Origin of the sequence: Streptomyces sp. PA03-3a, from assembly GCF_033792735.1 — a bacterium.
GTDB lineage: Bacteria > Actinomycetota > Actinomycetes > Streptomycetales > Streptomycetaceae > Actinacidiphila.
The window spans coordinates 159,891-177,249 of sequence record NZ_JARAVM010000018.1; the positions used below are offsets into that span (position 1 = coordinate 159,891).

The 17,359-nt window shown below is 68.1% G+C and carries 19 protein-coding genes and 1 pseudogene; 6 read left to right on the forward strand and 14 right to left on the reverse strand.

All coding sequences use genetic code 11. The features are described 5' to 3' along the window. Position 1: 1 nt before the first annotated feature. From PV342_RS22595 to PV342_RS22605, 3 genes are all read right to left on the reverse strand, one after another. Positions 2–1,254 (reverse strand): IS3 family transposase gene (locus PV342_RS22595; RefSeq protein WP_400809071.1). Its coding sequence is split into 2 segments (ribosomal slippage): positions 2–972 and positions 972–1,254, totalling 1,254 coding nucleotides; the frame shifts between segments, so codons are not numbered across the junction. A 253-nt stretch (positions 1,255–1,507) separates the two neighbouring features. After that, complete coding sequence (locus PV342_RS22600) at positions 1,508–2,566, reverse strand: zinc-dependent alcohol dehydrogenase family protein (RefSeq protein ID WP_400809074.1); 1,059 nt, start codon at positions 2,564–2,566, stop codon at positions 1,508–1,510. 223 nt (positions 2,567–2,789) lie between these two features. Beyond that, positions 2,790–3,233: a hypothetical protein gene (locus PV342_RS22605; RefSeq protein WP_400809076.1), complete on the reverse strand. Its 444-nt coding sequence runs from the start codon at positions 3,231–3,233 to the stop codon at positions 2,790–2,792. A 129-nt stretch (positions 3,234–3,362) separates the two neighbouring features. Here PV342_RS22605 and PV342_RS22610 point away from each other — a divergent pair, with 129 nt between their 5' ends. Further along, complete coding sequence (locus PV342_RS22610) at positions 3,363–4,253, forward strand: LysR family transcriptional regulator (protein WP_400809078.1); 891 nt, start codon at positions 3,363–3,365, stop codon at positions 4,251–4,253. Between the two features lie 122 nt (positions 4,254–4,375). Then, positions 4,376–4,537 carry a hypothetical protein gene (locus PV342_RS22615; RefSeq protein WP_400809080.1) on the forward strand — a complete coding sequence of 54 codons (162 nt, stop codon included), beginning with the start codon at positions 4,376–4,378 and terminating at the stop codon, positions 4,535–4,537. Between the two features lie 24 nt (positions 4,538–4,561). On the opposite strand, the pseudogene PV342_RS22620 reads toward PV342_RS22615, so the two are convergent. From PV342_RS22620 to PV342_RS22665, 10 genes and pseudogenes are all read right to left on the reverse strand, one after another. Then, positions 4,562–4,843: pseudogene (locus PV342_RS22620) on the reverse strand (IS701 family transposase); the annotation flags it as partial. Between the two features lie 9 nt (positions 4,844–4,852). Then, positions 4,853–5,746, reverse strand: coding sequence for an alpha/beta hydrolase (locus PV342_RS22625; protein ID WP_500318523.1), 894 nt, complete (start codon positions 5,744–5,746; stop codon positions 4,853–4,855). A gap of 364 nt (positions 5,747–6,110) precedes the next feature. Then, a complete protein-coding gene (locus tag PV342_RS22630) occupies positions 6,111–6,512 on the reverse strand; it encodes a tautomerase family protein (RefSeq protein WP_500318524.1) in 402 nt (133 codons plus the stop codon). Between the two features lie 104 nt (positions 6,513–6,616). Beyond that, entirely contained in the window at positions 6,617–7,819 is a 1,203-nt protein-coding gene (locus tag PV342_RS22635) for an acyl-CoA dehydrogenase family protein (protein WP_500318525.1), read from the reverse strand. Position 7,820: 1 nt separating this feature from the next. After that, complete coding sequence (locus PV342_RS22640) at positions 7,821–8,771, reverse strand: 3-hydroxyacyl-CoA dehydrogenase NAD-binding domain-containing protein (RefSeq protein ID WP_500318526.1); 951 nt, start codon at positions 8,769–8,771, stop codon at positions 7,821–7,823. After that, positions 8,768–9,514 carry an acetoacetate decarboxylase gene (locus PV342_RS22645; RefSeq protein WP_500318527.1) on the reverse strand — a complete coding sequence of 249 codons (747 nt, stop codon included), beginning with the start codon at positions 9,512–9,514 and terminating at the stop codon, positions 8,768–8,770. The genes PV342_RS22640 and PV342_RS22645 overlap by 4 nt, the downstream gene beginning before the upstream one ends. Position 9,515: 1 nt before the next feature. Further along, complete coding sequence (locus PV342_RS22650) at positions 9,516–10,283, reverse strand: crotonase/enoyl-CoA hydratase family protein (protein WP_500318528.1); 768 nt, start codon at positions 10,281–10,283, stop codon at positions 9,516–9,518. Positions 10,284–10,308: 25 nt separating this feature from the next. After that, a complete protein-coding gene (locus tag PV342_RS22655; protein WP_500318529.1) occupies positions 10,309–11,469 on the reverse strand; it encodes a CaiB/BaiF CoA transferase family protein in 1,161 nt (386 codons plus the stop codon). 233 nt (positions 11,470–11,702) lie between these two features. Further along, a complete protein-coding gene (locus PV342_RS22660; RefSeq protein ID WP_500318530.1) occupies positions 11,703–12,611 on the reverse strand; it encodes a LysR family transcriptional regulator in 909 nt (302 codons plus the stop codon). 103 nt (positions 12,612–12,714) lie between these two features. Then, positions 12,715–13,800 (reverse strand): ABC-2 transporter permease, encoded by a 1,086-nt coding sequence (locus PV342_RS22665; protein ID WP_500318531.1) that lies wholly within the window; start codon positions 13,798–13,800, stop codon positions 12,715–12,717. A gap of 85 nt (positions 13,801–13,885) precedes the next feature. Here PV342_RS22665 and PV342_RS22670 point away from each other — a divergent pair, with 85 nt between their 5' ends. From PV342_RS22670 to PV342_RS22685, 4 genes are all read left to right on the forward strand, one after another. Beyond that, positions 13,886–14,314 (forward strand): MarR family winged helix-turn-helix transcriptional regulator, encoded by a 429-nt coding sequence (locus PV342_RS22670; RefSeq protein ID WP_500318532.1) that lies wholly within the window; start codon positions 13,886–13,888, stop codon positions 14,312–14,314. Between the two features lie 429 nt (positions 14,315–14,743). Next, positions 14,744–14,998 carry a hypothetical protein gene (locus PV342_RS22675; protein WP_500318533.1) on the forward strand — a complete coding sequence of 85 codons (255 nt, stop codon included), beginning with the start codon at positions 14,744–14,746 and terminating at the stop codon, positions 14,996–14,998. Positions 14,999–15,029: 31 nt separating this feature from the next. Next, complete coding sequence (locus PV342_RS22680; RefSeq protein WP_500318534.1) at positions 15,030–15,638, forward strand: DJ-1/PfpI family protein; 609 nt, start codon at positions 15,030–15,032, stop codon at positions 15,636–15,638. A gap of 49 nt (positions 15,639–15,687) precedes the next feature. Next, positions 15,688–16,389, forward strand: coding sequence for an SDR family oxidoreductase (locus PV342_RS22685; RefSeq protein WP_400809098.1), 702 nt, complete (start codon positions 15,688–15,690; stop codon positions 16,387–16,389). Between the two features lie 248 nt (positions 16,390–16,637). Here the strand turns inward: PV342_RS22685 and PV342_RS22690 are convergent, their stop codons facing one another. Then, a complete protein-coding gene (locus PV342_RS22690) occupies positions 16,638–17,225 on the reverse strand; it encodes a PP2C family protein-serine/threonine phosphatase (RefSeq protein WP_400809099.1) in 588 nt (195 codons plus the stop codon). Positions 17,226–17,359 lie beyond the last annotated feature (134 nt).

Here is a 17,359-nt window from a genome sequence, read left to right on the forward strand (position 1 = left end):
CTCAGATGGTGGTTGTGACCTGTGGTTTTGTGGCTGCGGTGTAGTAGGCGGTCTCGTATTCGATGGGCGGGACGTGGCCGATCTCACCGTGGAGTCGGCGGTGGCAGTACCAGTCGATCCACTCGGCGATGGCGAGCTCGACCTGGGAGAGTGTCTTCCAGGGCCGGCCGGGCTTGATGAGTTCGGTCTTGAACAGGCCGATCGTGCTCTCCATCAGGGCGTTGTCGTACGCGTCACCGACGGAGCCGATCGATGCCGCGATGCCTGCTCGGTCGAGATGCTCGGTGAGCGCGAACGATGTGTATTGCGACCCCGCGTCGCTGTGATGTATCAACTCGCCCTGTATGTAGGGGAGTCCGTCTCGGTCGCGTTGCCACAGGGCCATCTCCAAGGCGTCCAGGACGAGCCTGGTCTCCTTGGAGGTTGCGGCGGACCAGCCGACGATCCGGCGGGAGAAGGTGTCCACGACGAAAGCGACGTAGACGACGCCGGCCCAGGTCGCGATGTGGGTGAAGTCGGCGACCCAGCAGCGGTTGGGGGCGGTGGCGACGAAGTCGCGGTCGAGAAGGTCAGGGGCCCGCTCCGCGGCCTGATCCGGGATCGTGGTGACGACCTTCCTGCCGCGGACGGCGCCTGCGATGCCCAGCTCGCGCATCAGCCGCTCGACGGTGCAGCGGGCCACGGCATGCCCCTGCCGGTTCAGCTCCCGCCAGATCTTCCGGGCCCCGTAGACACGGTAGTTGGATGCGTAGACCTCCTGGATCCGCGCTTTCAGTTCCGTGTCCCGCACCGTGCGGGCAGACGGGGACGCCAGGCGTTTTTTGTGGGCGTAGTAGGTGGAGGGTGCGATCTGGCAGTCGTGCTCGGTGAGCGTCCTGCAGATCGGCTCGACGCCGCCGAAGCGGTCCCGGTGCTCGTCGATGAACGCTACGAGCGCAGATGTGGCCGGTCGAGCTCGGCCCCGAAGAAACTTGCCGCGGCCTTCAGAATCTCGTTCGCACGCTTGAGCTCGGCGATTTCCTTCTTCATCGCCTTGACCTGCGCGGACTCCTCCGTCGTCGTCCCCGGACGCTGTCCGGAATCGATCTGGTCCTGCCGGACCCACTTGCGCAGCGTCTCGGTCGAGCCGATACCCAGCTTCTGGGCGACCGCCTTCAACGCGGCGGACTCGTTCGGGTAGTCGCCGAGGACCTCGGCGACCATCCGCACCGCACGGCGGCGCAGCTCAAGCGGGTAGGAGGAGGGTCGTGCCATGACTCGAATCCTTACATGTGTTCGAGTCTCCACCAAACCCGGAACGGTTCATCCGGGCCTGCGCCGGTCATCGTGGCCACCACCAGGCGCTGCAGTGAGCCCGCGTACTCGTCGGCGAGCTGGTCCATCAATGGCTGGGCGCGCGCCAGCTCCTGCTCGATTACCGGCCACAGGCCTGTTGTCGGGCTCGCTGAACTCCTCCGAGGTCCGGGAATCGTCCCGGCGCCGCACCGGCACGGCCGCCTCCTAATTCCTACCGGTCGTCCTTGTTCTGGTCGTCTTCGAAGATGAAGAGTGGCTTGGCGCCACGTGCGGGGGTTTCGGCGAGCTCGATGGCTTCGGTGAAGCGTTCGAGTGGGAACGGCTCACCCTGGGGAATGCTCAGCACTTCATCGGCGACGAGAGTGCGCACCTGGGACAGCGCGCGCAGTGCCTCCTCGGGCGAGGCGGTGCCGAACCAGCGGTTCAGCCAGAAACCACGAACCGTTTTGGTCTCGTAGATGACTGAGCGTGCCTGGAGCGGGATCGTCAGCGCCGCCGGGTCGGTCTGCCGATGGGTGGAGAGCGCGCCGTACACCACGACCTGTCCGCCCGGAGCCAGTGCCTGGGACACCTGGGCACCCACGTGGCCCGCGACGCAGTCGACGGCCTTGCGCACGCCGTCCGGTCCCGCGATCTCGGCCACCCGCTGCACCAGGTCCTCGTCCTCAGTGCAGATGACTTCGTCACCGCCGAGCGCCTGGATCTCCTCGACGGCATCGCGCCGCCGCACGACATTGATTGTTCGAATGCCCAGATGCCTGCACAGTTGGATGACCAGTCGGCCCACGGTGGAGCCGGCGGCGGTCTGCAGCAGCCATTCGCCCGGCTGGACGCCGAGTTCGCGCGTCACGAGGAGCAGCGCGGTCAACGGGTTGACGGCGAGCTGACAGGCGCTGGAGTCGCTCAGATCGTCGGGGACGGGCAGGAGCCTTCGTGTATCGGCGACAAGGTACTCCTGCCACGTGCCGGCCACGGGAGGCCCGGGTACCGCGGGGACCGCGGCGACCACCACGCGCTCGCCGATCCTCAGTCCCTCGGTACCCGGGCCCAGGGCCGCGACATGGCCCACGCATTCCATGTGACCGCCGACGGCCGGAAACTCGGGGGCGAAGCCGTAGCGGCCACGCAGTACGTGCAGATCGCTGGCGTGAATGGGAGTCGCCTTCACACGGATCAATGCTTGGCCGGCTTTCGGCGTGGGAACGGGCCGGGATTCCAGCCGCAGGACGTCAGTGGGTTCGCCGACCTTGCCGGCTACGAGCGCGCGCATGGATTGAGGCATGAGATACCTTCCGTTTCTCGGCGTCCTGTCGATCTTTTGTCTCTGGAATTTCGGAGCTCGGCCCGGAATCACTGGGGCGTAATGCGGTGTGCCGCGAATGCCTGCTGCCTTGGTTCTGGGCTCTTGGGCTGCGGAGACTGCATCTGGAGGTCGGTGATCGAGTAGTGCCCTGATGCGGTTTCCTCATTCGCGGCGGAAATGAGTGTGATGTTCAGGCGTGGTTGGCATCCGCTGGGTCGGCGCAGTACTTCGCATACTCTGTCCCGGCGAAGTGCTCGCCCAGTTTCCGGGAGAAGTACTGGAGCATGGGCAGCGGCCGGTGGTTCATTACCAGATGCTGTGTCTGTCCCTCTTCATTCTTGTAGACGACGGCGATGTTGGCGATCGGCCTGCCGTCCACCGTTGCCGCGTAGTCCTCGACGAATCCGTTCTCTCCGTACTTGCCGATGTAGATGAAGTCCTGGAATTCGTACAGGGTGCGCGCGTAGGACAGTATCGCGAGGACGTCCTTGGCTCCGTGGACGATACCGGTGAGGACGCCGGCTTCCAGCGTCACATCGTCGGCGAGATTGTCCAGCCAAGGGGGGTAGTAGTCCGTGCGCTGCCGCGCCGGGTCGCCGCTGCCCAGATATGTCGGTGGCGTGTTGTAGGTCATTCTCAGACTCCTTTATCGGTTGAACTTTCTACAGAGTTGCAAGACGTGACAGGCACCGTCCAACACAAGTCGGAGACTGCCGTCATCTCGCCGAGAGATACCTCGGGCTGGCTGAGGAATACTCGGAGGGTGGAACTGCGCCAGCTCGAGTACTTCGTTGCGGTCGCCGAGGAAGCGAACTTCACCCGCGCTGCCGCACGGGTGCACGTCGTCCAGTCCGCGGTCTCCACCACCATCAAGAACCTCGAGCGGGAACTCGGCACACCGCTGCTGGAGCGCACCCCCAAACGCGTGCTGCTCACCGACGCCGGTGCCGCGCTGCTCCCGCGCGCACACGCAGCTCTCGACGCGGCCCGGGAGGGCGCTGACGCCGTGGCCGAGGTCCGCGGCGGACTGCGCGGCACCCTGCGGCTGGGCGCGATAGCCACGGTCGGGCTCATCGACCTGCCCGTGTTCCTCGGTGAATACCACCGGCGCCATCCCGGCGTGTTCCTGCAGACCAGTACCGCCCCGTCCGGCTCCCAGGGTTTGGTCGAAGCCCTTCTCGAACGGCGGCTTGACCTCGCCTTCGTCTCGGGGCCCGGGCCGCACCCGTCAGGCCTCGCGCTGACCGACCTCGCTACATCGGTGCTCGACCTCGTCGTGCCGGCCGGCCATCCGCTCGCGAAACGCCGCACCGTGTCGATCACCGAATTGACCGGCCTGGAGTTCGTCGACTTCCCCGTGGGCTACAGCAACCGGACCGTCGCCGACCGGGCCTTCGACGCTGCCTCCGTCCCCCATCACGTCGCCATCGAGATCACCGACATCACCACCGGCGTCGCCTGCGTCCAAAACGGCCTGGGCGTGGCGCTACTCCCACGGGTCGCTCTTGCAAAGGCACAGGACGTCGCCACGCTGACCGTCAACGATGCCGACCTGGCATGGCCGTTTTCGCTGGCCGCTCCGTCCGACCGCCCGCCCGCTGCTGCGACACGGGCCATGATCGCTATGGCGCACGAGTTCCTCTGGCGAGGGTGAGCAGCACCTCAAAGTGCAGTGCTCCGGCTGTAGATCGTGATCACGGATGGGAGGGTCTCCCGTCCCGTAGCCTGTGGTGAGGCCGCCACTTCGGCTCCATCCCATGGCAGGAAGGGCGCCCCGTGACCGATGAGGAGGCCCATGCCCTGGCGGGCTGCTTCGGCGACGACGAATGCTTCGGTGTGGCCTGGGTCCTCCTGCATCTCATCGAGACGGCTCCTCACGCGCGTGAGGACCGGCCTGAAGCCGCTGGACGATGGCGCGATGGTCTGACGAGCCAGTAGTACTCCAGGCGCAGATCTTGATTTTCACAGCCGGGCGGCGGCTTGCCTGCGGTAATGGCACAGGCGTGTGCGAGCTTGGTGCTGGCGTCGCCAGTGTGACCAGCGCAGGCGGTGGGCGAGGTCGCGGACGGGGCTGATGAGTATGGCGAACGGATGCTCGATCTCCTTGCCGGTCAAGGGGATCAAGCCGTTTGGGGTGGTCGGTCGCGGCGTTCGGCGGCCGCGGTGGCGGCGAGGAAGGCGTGAGCGAGCATGGCGAGGGTGACCCAACGGTGCCAGGAGGTCCATCGACGGCTGGTGCTCGTCCGTGCTCCGTCAGCCGAGGTGTTCGCGGAACCAGGCGAGCGCGGCAGAACTGGCTTGGTCGAATTGTTCGACGTAGGGGTCGAAGTGACCGCCGGGGAGCAGGTGCAGCCGTTTGGGCTGCAGGGCGCGTTCGTAGGCGGCGAGGGCGAGGTCGGTGACGGTGACGGTGTCGTTTAGGGCGATCACCATGAGCAGTGGGGTGGGGGAGACCCGTGTGATCCAGGTTCCGGGTTCGTACATGCGGGCCGCGCGGGTGGACCGAATGGTGACCTTGTTCTCCCACATGCCGCCGGGCGCGGGCTGCAGGTAGAAGTCGAGGGCTTCCTGTGTGCGGTAGGCGGCGGGGACCGCGGGATCGCTGCTGACGACGGCCTGCGTGCGCGGAGCCTGGCCGCGGAACCGCGCCCGCTCGTCCTCGGCGAAAGACTCTTCCAGCGCGGCGACGGCCTCGGGTGCTACGCGGCGTTGCCCTTGCTCGAATCCGCTGATGGTGGGCACCTGAGCGACCACCGCCCGCAGTCGGCGGTCGGTGGCGCCCAGCACGATGGCGTGGCCGCCGGCGTAGCTGGTGCCCCACAGGCCGATGCGGTCGGCGTCGACCTCGGGCCGGCTCTCCAGGTAGGAGATGGCTCGTCGCCAGTCGGTGATCTGCTGCCAGGGGTCGACGTCCTGCCGGGGCTCACCCTCGCTTGCCCCGAAGGCGCGGTGGTCGTGCAGCAGCACGGCGAATCCGCCTTCGGCGAAGGCCCGCGCGAACGGTTCCAGGCCGTGTTCCTTGATCCCCGCGTAGCCGTGGGCCATGGTGATCGCCGGATGCGGCCCCGGCCTGTCGGGCAGGAAGAGCCAGCCGCGCAGCGTGACTCCTGGGTCTGCGGCGAACTCGACGTTCTCTCGCTCGACCATGAACAACCGCCTCCTTGGTATGCCGGGACTCGGTCCCGGGTGGATCTGATCGGCTTCAATGACGCCGCGCAGCCTGTCCGCGCAGAGCCGGAAGAGCGCCGCGCGCGCCGCGGCCGGTGTCGGGTGGCAGCCCGGACGAGCTGCTCGAGCCGTCCTTGGTCAGGACGGTCGCGCCGTCAGCCGCCTGATCCGAAGGCCGCAGCCGCCCGCTGCGGACCAGGCCCAGGCCCACCGGGGTCCTCGTGGGGGCCGTGTGGGGCTTGTCAGCGGAATGCGCAGGCCGGGTTCTGGATGCTCGCCGAGGGGGGTCACGGGCTGCGCAGTAGCGCGTGTGACGGCGCGTTCGTCGTGGGCGGCTGTGGGTTCACCAGCGTGGCGCGGTGTCGGCGAGCTGGAGTTGGCCCCTGCCGAAGGAGAAGTTCTCGTTCGGGGTGGGGATCAGCGCGATGAAGATGTCGTCGGGTGAGATGCCGAGTGCGCTGACCACCAGTTTGTTGATGGTGGCGGCAACGGCCCGCTTGTCCTTAAGGGGGCGGTGCGCGCCGAGAAGTATGGTGATGATCATGGCGTCGCTGCTGCGTTGCATGCCCATGAAGGTCGGGTCCAGGAACAGCTCGTTCTCGCCGTGTTCGCTGATCATGATGAAGCGGTCGCCCTCGGGGATGCCGAGGCCCTGGACCAGGGACTGGTTGAGGGCATCGGCGAGCGCGCGTTTCTGCTCCGCGGTGTAGCGGCGTGCGGGAACGTGGGCGTGGAAGACGGGCATGGGACCCTCCTTGGAGGACGGTGCGGTGCTGTGTCGGTCGGGCGCGGTGGCGACGACGGGGGGCGCTGCGGCGCGTGTACCCCCGCGGGCCGCCGGGGGCGCTTTCAGACGAAGGCGCTCTGCCCGGTGATGGACTTGCCGACGATCAGGGTCTGCATCTCACGGGTGCCCTCGTAGGAGTAGAGGGCCTCGGAGTCGGCGAAGAACCGGGCGATGTCGTAACCGAGCAGGATGCCGTTGCCGCCGAAGATCTCGCGGCTCCAGGCGACGACCTCGCGCATCCGTGAGGAGACGAAACCCTTGGCGAGCGCGGACTGTTCGTCGCGGAAGATGCCAGCGTCCTGCAGGCGGGCGAGCTGCACCAGCATGCCCCAGCAGGCGGTGATGTTGCCGAGGCTCTTGACGAGCAGATCCTGCACCATCTGGAACTTCGCGATCGGGCGGCCGAACGCGATGCGTTCCCGTGCGTAGTCCAGGGCCAGTTCGTAGGCGCCGATCATGAGGCCCAGCGACTGCCAGGCGACTCCGCTGCGGGTCATGCGCAGGATCTCCGCGACGTCCCGGAAGGAATTGATGTTCTGCAGACGGTTCGTCTCGGGCACGCGCACGTCGGTGAGGGTGATCTCGGCGTTCTGCACGATGCGCAGTGCGATCTTGCCCTCGATCTTCTCCGGGACGAACCCGGGCGTGCCCTTCTCGACGACGAAGCCCTTGACGTGGTTGTCGTCGACGTCCCGTGCCCACACCACGACGTAGTCGGCGAAGGTGGCGTTGCCGATCCACTTCTTGGCGCCGTTGAGGACCCAGGTGTCGCCTTCGCGGCGGGCGGTGGTGCGCATCCCGCCGGCGACGTCGGATCCGCCCAGGGGCTCGGTGAGGGCGAACGCGCCGATCTTGTCCATGGTGGCCATCTGCGGCAGCCAGCGGTCGCGCTGTTCCTGGCTGCCGCCGTGGTGGATGGAGTAGAAGGCGAGTCCGTTGTGGACGCCGAAGAAGGTGGCGACGGAGGAGTCCGTACGGCTCAGCTCCATGGCCATCATGCCGCCCAGCAGGTGGCTGACGGCGGGCTGGTGCTCGCCGTAGCCGTCGTAGGACAGTGCGGCCAGGCCGCTTCCGCGGAACTTCTCGATCAGCTCGACGGGGAACTCGCCCTTGGCCCAGTTGTCGTTCACCAGGGGCTTGACCTCCTCCCGCATGAGGGCGCGGGCCTTGAGGAGGATCTTGCGCTCCTCGTCCGGGAGCAGCGACTCGTAGTGGTAGAAGTCAGCGGCCAGATCGTCTTCCAGTTGGGTGATCGTGTCGTTCATGTCAGTTCTCCTTGGTGCGGTTGGTCTGGGCGGTGGGGTGCAGTGCGGCCAGGACGGCGAGTTGCTTGCGGTCGCGTTCGCCGGCGAGGTCGGCGTAGCTGTGGGAGCCGTAGGCCTCCTCCACGGCTTTCACGACGCGTTCCTGGTCCGCGGGGTCGCTCGACGGCTGTCCGAGGGCCAGGTGGCCCATGGACCCGCCGATGTGCTCGATCAGGTGGCGGTAGCCGCCCGGTCCGCCGCCGAGGTGCTGGCCGAGGAAGAGCCCGACGGTGGCCCAGCGGATACCGAGCGAGGTCGTCAGCACCGTGTCGAGGTCGTCCGGGGTGATGACGCCCTGCTGGACGAGGTAGGTGGCCTCGCGGCTGACCGCGCGCTGGAGGCGGTTGCCGACGAACCCGGGGATCTCCTGGCGTTCGACGATGGGGGTGCGGCCGACGACGGTGTAGAAGTCGACGGCGTCCTGGACGGCGTCCTCGCTGGTGCACTTGCCCGGCACGACCTCGACCAGCGGGATCAGGTGGGGCGGGTTGAACGGGTGCCCGATCAGGATCCGGCTCGCGTCCCGGAGGTGCCCGGTGAAGGCCGTCGCTGGGATCGCGGAGGACGAGCTCAGCAGCAGCGCGTGCCAGGGGGCCTCCTTCATCAGTCGGGCGAACAGCCGCTTCTTGAAGTCGAGGTTCTCGGGGCCGTTCTCCTGGACGACGTCGGCGTCGTGGACGGCTTCGGTGACGTCGCCCGCGAGGTGGACCCGGCCGGCCAGGCCCTCGACGTCAAGGCCCATGGCGGCCAGGTGCGGGGTGAACTGTTCCAGCGCGGTGTCGACGGCCTCGGCGAGGTCGGGGCGCGGGTCGCTGACCCGGACGGTCAGGCCGTGAGCGGCGAACAGCGCGGTCCAGGACAGCCCGATGGTGCCGGCGCCGATCACGGCGGCGGTGCGGAAGGGGTGGGTCATGGTGTGCCTGCCTGGAGGTAGTCGAAGACCGGTGTGACCGGCGCGAGGGTCAGGTCGGTGAGGATGTGGCTCGCCGAGACGATCTCCAGGACGGGCAGGTCGGCCAGCGGCGCGAGGACGTGCTGGAACAACTGCAGCCGCGCGGGGCCGGTGTAGGCGGCCTTGACGACGACGTCGGCGATCTGGGTGCGGACCAGTTCCTGGATGCGCGGGGTGCCGTCGTATCCCGGGACGGTCTTGAGCATGAAGGTCGGCACCGTGATCTGCGCCCGGGCTTCGCGTGGGTCGAGCGGGTGGTGCTTGTAGCCCATGGTCGCGGTGGCCACCCGCAGTGTGCCGTAGTCGAGGGTGCCGACCAGGGTGTCGTGGTCGACGTACAGCTTCGGCGCCCCGATCACCTTGGGGTAGGCGCTGACCTCGCGTCCGGCCGCTGTGGCGGGGAAGTTGTCGAGGTACATCGCGTGCAGGTACTCGCCGCGCTCGCCGTCGAAGGCGACCTGGATAGCCTGGCCGCCCTCGGTGTAGGGGCCGTACCCGGTGACGTCGTTCATCATCATGATCTCGAACCGGACCAGTGGCTCCTTGATCCGCAGGGGCTCGGGGACGACGGCGCGCAGCACGTCGGGGTCGGTGCGGTAGACGATGCTGAGGTACTCGCGGTCGGTGAACCGCGCGGTCACGGGCGCGAACGCCGGGCGGCCCAGCGGGGTGGTGCCGTGGCGTCGTACGTCGTCGATCCTCATGTCACTTCCCCGTCCACTGCGGGGCGCGGTGTTCGGCGAAGGCGGTCATGCCCTCGTGTGCATCGGCCGAGGTCATCAGGGTGGCCATCGCCTTGGCCTGCAGGCGGAAGGCTTCCGGCTCCGGCACGCCGTCGGCGGCCTGCACGAGGTACTTCACCGCGGCCAGCGCGAGCGGGGCGTTGTTCGCGAGCTGCTCGGCGAGCCCAAGGGCGATGGTCGCCGCCTGGCCGGGCGCGGTGACACGGTTGACCAGGCCGAGCTCTCCCGCGCGCAGACCGCTGACCGGCCCGCCCGTGAGCAGCAATTCCATGGCCAGGTGGTACGGGATGCGCTTGGACAGGCGGACCACGCCGCCCCCGGCGGCGATGAGTCCGCGCTTGACCTCGGGCAGGCCGAACGTGGTGTCCTCGGCGGCGACGATGAGGTCGCAGCCCAGGGCGAGTTCGAACCCTCCGCCCAGGGCGAAACCCTCGACGGCGGCGATGAGTGGTTTCGTCCGTTCGGCTTCGGTCAGGCCGCCGAATCCGCGGCCCTCGATCGTCGGGGTCTCGCCTTGCAGCGCGGCCTTGAGATCCATGCCGGCGCTGAAGGTGCCGCCGGCTCCGGTCAGGACACCGGCGCGGAGCTCGGCATCGGCCTCCAGTTCGTCCAGCGCTGCGGCCAGTCCGGCGGCGACCGCGGCGTTGACCGCGTTGCGGGCGTGGGGCCGGTCGATCGTGATCAGCAAGGTCGAACAGACCCGCTGCACGCGCACGTCATCGGTGCTCACGGCTTCTCCTTCGGCTCTTGGCTGCTCAGCGGACGGCGGACAGTTCGGCGAGGATCTCGGCGGTGTCCTGGCCGGGGACGGGGGCCAGGCGGCGGATCGAGCCGGGCGTGGCGGAGAACTTCACCGGGATCCCGATCGTGCGGACCGGCCCTTCGGTCGGGTGCACGACCGTCTCGAGGAGGTGGCCTTCGCGGACGTAGGGGTCCTCGTGCGAGTGGTCCAGCTCCAGCACCGGCCCCATCGGGATGCTGTGCTTGGTGCACACCTCGGTCCACTCGGCCGTGGTCAGCGCGGGCGCGCACTGGTCGACCAGGTCGGACAGGTCGTCGGCGTCGGCGATGTTGAGGACGGGGCCGTTGACCCTGGGGTCGGCGGCCAGGTCGGGACGGCCGGCGGCATGGAAGAAGTCGCGGTAGTTCTGCGGCGTGTACGGGATCACGGCGGCCAGGCCGTCCTTGGTCCGCCGCGCCTTGTGGTGCTGCGACAGCGACCGCGGGTAGCCGGTGGGACCTGTCGCCGGGTCGAAGGTGTGCCCGGCGAGGTGCTCGACCAGGTTGAACGTGATCAGCGTGTCGGCCATCGGGATCTCGATCTGCTGGCCGCGCCCGGTCCTGTTCCGGTGTACCAGGGCGGCGAGCACGCTGTAGGCGATGGTCAGGCCGGAGACCTTGTCGGCGAGGATGGTCGGCAGGTACAGCGGCGTGCCGAGCGCCCGGTTGGCGATGTCGACCAGTCCGGAGGCGGCCTGCACGGTCTCGTCGTAGGCGGCGGCGTCCGCCCGGTCGGAGTCGCCGCGGAAGCCGGCGGCGTGCGCGTAGACCAGGCCCGGGCTGGCGGCGGCGAGGTCGTCGTAGGTCAGGCCCAGACGGGCGAGCGCGCGGGGTCGCATGTTGGTGATCAGCACATCGGCGGTGTGGATGAGCTTCAGGGCCTGGGCGCGCTCGGCCTCGTCCTTCAGGTCGAGCGCCACGCTGCGCTTGTTGCGATTCACATTGAGGTGCAGCGGGGTCATGCCCGGGGTGTTGCGGAACTCGCCTATGTGGAGGGGGTCAGCGGGTGACTCGATCTTGATGACGTCGGCGCCCAGGTCTCCCAGGATCTGGGCCGAGTACGGGCCCATGACCACGGTGGAGAGGTCGATGACCCGCACGCCGTCGAGCGGGCCGGGAGTGTGAGTGTCCGCCATTGTCTGCGTCCTTTCGGTGCCCTTGGCTGGCTACAGAAATGAACGCTAAACGGACATTGCGGACAGTGGAATCACCGTGTTGCTGACATCGGTGTGACCGCAGCGGTCACACCGCAGGCAAGTCCCTGGGGTGTCCCGTCGAACGCGAAAAGGGCCGACCGCACCCGAAATCAAGGACATGCGGATACGCCTGGGGGCATTCATCCCGCTACGGTCCGCGGATACCGGCCGGATCAGACGACAAGCGGCCCGGCGAAGACCCGGCGGGCCGCGTCGACGAGTTCGTCCAGGTCACCGCCGGAGGCCCGGTCGCGGCGCCAGACTAGGACGGTCTCCAGACGCCGCTCGAAATCCGTGAACGGCAACACCTTGGTGTTCTCCATCGCGTACCCGTGCAGGGGGCTTTCCGGGTCGAGCAGGGAGAAATAGAAAGCCATCCCTCCGGAAACCAGCTCGGCGATTCCGGAATAGTCGGTGTCGGTCAGCTCGATGCGTTTCCTGACCCCGCGCTCGAACAGCTCCCGGTCGAGCTGATTGAAATAGGCGGGTCTGCCTTCCTTCGGGGCGACGATGAAGCACAGGTCGGTCAGCTCGGCAAGAGTCACGCAGTCCCGCCCGGCGAACTGGTCGGCCGGCACCACCGCGCCCAGCCGTTCCGACATCACCGGCAGTTGCTCCAGCGCGGTGTCATCGACCGGCAGTCGGGCCAGCGCGAGCGCGAGCTTGCCCTCGCTCACTGCCGTGACCAGAGACCTGGATGAACCCGGCCAGCGCACGAGTTCACATCGCTCGCCCACGCGCTCGGCGAGCGCGTCGACGAGTTGCCTCAGCCGGGGGTGCACTCCCGAAGGAATCCCCACGAACAGGGTGCTGCGCCCCGGCGGGGCCGCCTCGTGCAGCCGCCACGGTATGGAGGTGACCTGCTCCAGTACGTCTCGTGCGATCGGCAGCAACGCCTCACCGGCCGGTGTGAGCGCGACACGGTGTGTGTCGCGCTCGAACAGCCGGTGCCCGAGCTCCCGCTCCAGGTCCTTGATCCGCTGACTCAGCGGAGACGTCGCCATGTGCAGCCGGCGGGCCGCCGCGGAGAAATTCAGCTCCTCCGCGACCGCGACGAAGTACCGCAAATGAAACAACTCCACTCCGTCACGCTAACCCCGAAGTGCCGACCGGACTTCTCCGGAAGGCGTCGTCCAACCGGCCGTCCCGACCGCCAACCCGGCGAGCCTGGCTCCGCAGCTCCCCTCAGGCGGCGACGGCTTGCCCCAGGTCCACCTCGGCTGTCTCCTCTTCGATGTCCCGCTGCCGGTTCGCCGGCGAGGCCAGGGCAGGGGCGGCGCGGTGCTCGGCGACCGTGGCTGCAGCCATCAGCAGCACTCCCGCGGCCAGCCAGAGCACCAGGGACAGGATGCGGCCGCCGAAGCCCGTCGAGTCGAAGTACAGCAGGCTGCGTGCGCCCTCCACGAAGCCGGCGCCATTCCAGAAGGCGTGCAGCGCGCCGAAGAAGCCGTTCTGCAGCGCGGGCTGCAGGATGCCGCCGGAGCTGGTGAAGTTCAGCATCACGAACAGCACCATCTGGACCGCCGTCGTCCAGCGCCCGAGGAAGGTGTGAAGGGCGATGCCGATGGTGAGGATGCCAGCCGAGTAGAGCCAGGCCATGCCCCACACCCCGGGCAGGTTGTGGTCGACGATGTGGAAGACCGGCCCGGCCAGCACCGCCGCTATGACGCTCATCACCAGCGCGGTGACCACGCCGATGACCGCCCGGGTCCCCATGCGCAGCGCGGCACCGGCGGCGCTGATGGCGGCGACGCCGGCGTTGGAGCCGATGGTCAGTGCGACCAGCAGGAAGAACAAGCCCTGGCCCGTGAGGTCGCCGCTGGAGAGCCGGGACAGGTCGGTGACGTGCAGGGGCGCGTCGTGCTTGCCGGCCACGGTCGTGAACACGATCTCCGCGGCGGTGGCGGAGGTGTCGGAGTTGGCCTTGGCGACCAGCAGCTCAGGGTGCTTGACGCTGGGCACGTAGGCGCCGACCAGGTCCCGGTCCATGATCCGGCGCTGAGCCGCGGCCCGGTCGGGCTCGGTAGTGACGTCCAGCGCATCACCGGCCGTGTCTTTGATCGTCTGGGCCAGCAGCTGCACCCGAGGCGAGGTGCCGATGACGGCGACCTTCAGGCCCTGCGCATGCGGTGCGTGGAAGGCGCCGAGGTAGGCCAGCCCCATGCCCAGGCACATCAGCAGCGGGGTGATCAGGAGGACCACCACATGGCGGACGGTACGGGATGTGCTGGTCGCTGTCGGCCGCTTTCCGGCCAGACGGTGCGTGCTCATTACGTGCTCTCCTTCACTGGGTAGTTGTAACGTACATATGAATTAGGTTGCGTGTTGCAACCAGTGAAGAAGGGAGTGCCCCGCCATGCCCGACCGTGAGGCGTCGACGGACGTCATTCAGCGCGAACTGACCGCATTCGCCCGCCGCGCCCGGCACAAGGCCGTCCAGCTCCACCGGGAGCTGACACTGGTGGCCCACAGCATGCTCGACCACATGCACCGGAACGGCAGCTGCCACGCCGCCGACCTCGCGGCGCACTTCATGCTCGACAAGTCCACCGTCAGCCGGCAGATCGCCATGCTCGAGGCAGAGGGCATGATCGTGCGCGAGACCGACCCGGACGACCACAGGAGGCAGATCCTCAAGGCGTCCGAGAAGGGCCTGGACCAACTGAAGGAGGCCAACCGGCAGCGCCGCTCCTCCTTCCGGGAGCGGTTCACCGACTGGGACGACGCCGACCTGGCCCAGCTGGCCGTCTACCTGCGGCGCTACAACGCCGCCGACGTCCACTGACGGAGAATTTCCGCCACCCGTGCCCGTGCTCGCCGATCGGGCAGCCTCTTCCGCATGGACACTCCCAGCAGCCGAGCCTGTGGCGAGTTCTCGCTCCAGGCGCAGGGCCGCCCGGGCCTGCGCGCTCGCGGGCGCCAAGCGGTTGCCGTCGCACCGGTCGATGGCCGTTCGGCGGTGTGATCAGGCAGCCTCGCCTACCGGCAGGCCGGCAGCCCAGACATCGACGGCCTGCCCGTTCTTGTGGACATCGGCACAGTCCAGGCCTCGTTGACCACCTCACGCGGAAGTTGATCAACGGCAGGGTTGTGACCGCTGCGGTCACACCGGTGGGAGCGACTCGATAATTCCGTTCTCTGCCAGAAGCACACAGGGTTGATGCATCAAGGCTCCGACCCGGACATGAGGTTGGCGCGACCCCCAGGAGGGCACATGCCTACCCTCGACCGCCAGGACGACGTCTTCGTACTCGCATCCGTCGACGTCGACCCGGACGAGGTGGGGAAGGCCCATTGGCCGCACGCCCAGGTGACTGCCGCAACGGGCAGGTTCTACTCCAAGGCCTGGACCTGGAGTGGCTGGACGATTCGGATGCCGCTGATCCGGCACCCGCAAGGCGGAGCTCGGCGAGCATGCCATCACCTGCTGATTGGCTATGGGTGCGTGACAGCGCGCCAGGGAGACTGAGTATCCGATGACATACGCCAAAGGAGCCGTGATGCAGGTAGCAGTCGTCACCTTCGACGGGTTCAACGAGCTCGACAGTTTCATCGCTTCCGCACTGATCAACCGGTGCCGCAAAGACGGCCTGGAAGCCTTCATCACGACGCCGACGCCGGTGGTCGCGTCGATGAACGGCGTCGAGGTGACCGGGCAGCGCCCGATGGAGTTCGTGCGCGAGGCCGACGTCGTGCTGATCGGCAGCGGGGTCAAGGCACGCGACGTGGTCGCCGATGACCGGCTGATCTCCATGTTGCAACTCGACCCTTCGCGACAGCTGATCGGTTCCCAGTGCTCCGGTGCGCTGGTAATGGCGCGCCTCGGGCTGCTCGGCAGCACGCCGGCGTGCACGGACATCAAGACCCGACCCTTCGTTGAAGCCGCCGGCGTCACCGTGCTGGACGCGCCGTTCCACGCCGAAGGGAACATCGCCACCGCGGGCGGCTGCCTGGCATCCCAGTACCTCGCCACATGGGTCATCAGCCGAACGCTCGGGGACGATGCCGTCCGCGATGTCCTCGGATACGTGGCTCCGGTGGGGGAGAGCCAGGAGACCGTCGAGCGCGCCCTGCGTGCCGTCCACGCGGGCGAGGCCGCCCTGCGCTGACCAACGCTGATCAACCGATCGGCATCCGCCACACGATGGGAGCAGACCCATGACTGCGATCGCAGGTTCGACCGTCCTTGTCACCGGAGGCAGCCGGGGCATCGGCAGGGCCCTGGTCGAGTCCTTGTACGACCGAGGGGCGAAGAAGGTGTACGCCACCGCTCGTGATCCCCGAAGCGTCACCCATACCGGTGCGGTCGCACTGGCCCTGGAGGTCACCGACCCCGCGTCGGTGGCCGCCGCCGCGGCACAGGCACAGGACGTCACCATCCTGGTCAACAACGCCGGTGGATCGATCGGGGCCTCGTTCCTGGCCTCCCCGGTGGACGACGTCCGCCGCGAGTTCGAGACCAACTTCTACGGCCCCCTGCAGATGACCCGGGCTCTCGTCCCGGTCATCGAGGCCAACGGCGGCGGCCACCTGCTCAACGTGCACTCCGTCCTGTCCTGGATCGCCCTGGCCGGTTCCTACAGCGCCTCCAAGGCCGCTCTCTGGTCGCAGACCAACTCGCTGCGCCTGGAGCTGAAGCCGCGCGGCATCAACGTCACCGGCCTGCACGTCGGTTACGTCGACACCGACCTGGCGGCGCACGTCGACTCGCCGAAGTCTTCCCCGCACAGCGTCGCGGAGCAGGCCCTGGACGGAATCGAGTCCGACGCCTACGAAGTGCTGGCCGACGAGCGCTCCCGCCAGGTCAAGGCAGGGCTCGCAGCCGATCTTGCCGCCCTGTACCCCCAGTTGGCGGCCTGACGTATCCGTCGTGACCGCCCGGGCGCCGCGATCTACCGCAGGCCTGGAGGCCCGTACATCTACGCCACCTGGGCACTGCCACCACATTCCCCAGCCGGGTCGATGCACGTCTTGCAGTGGGGCCCACATAGAAGGGGCGGCAGGACACAGACGTTGCTATGCGCGTCGGATGATCAGCACGGCGACGTCGTCGAGGTGGTCGACCGCGTTCGCAGCGACGAGGGCGCGGTCGGCGGTCTCCTCGGCGTTCAGCCCGTCGTGGAGGGCTTGGGCGGCCAGCGACCGGCTCGTTCCAGTCCGGCTGCCAGCGTCAGGCCTGGTCCCTCGACCACGCCGTCGGTGACCATGACCAGTGCGCTGTCGTCGTCCAGGGTGAAGGTCTCCTCGCGGTATTCGGTGCCGGGCAGGACGCCCAGGACGGGGCCGCCGGGCAGCTCGCGGACCTCGTGGCTGCCGTCTTTGTGTGCGCACACCAGCGGCACGTGGCCGACGCTGGTGCCGGTGACCTGTCCGTCGTGCGGGTCTATGTGCAGCATGGTGCAGGTGGCGAATCGTGCGGGGGCCGTCGTGACGAGCAGTTCGTTGGTGCGGGTCAGGACGGTTCCGGGATCCTGTTCCTGGGCGGCGATCGCGCGCAGGGACATGCGGACCTGTCCCATGAAGGCTGCGGCGTCCACGTCATGCCCCTGGACGTCGCCGATCTCCACTGCGACCGCGCCGTCGGGCATCAGGAAGGCGTCGTACCACTTTCCGCCGATGTCCAGCCCGCCCCGGCTGGGCCGGTAGCGGGCGGCGACCTCCAGTCCCGGGAGGCGCTCGGGCAGCGTGGGCAGCATGGTCTGCTGCAGCGCCGTGGCCAGCTCGACGCGTGCCTAGTAGTGCTTGGTCAGGTTGGTATTGGGGTGGGTATGTCGCGGTGGCAGGTGGGGCAGGCGCCGGTCCAGGTGGCGAGGAGGATCTGCAGGTCGCG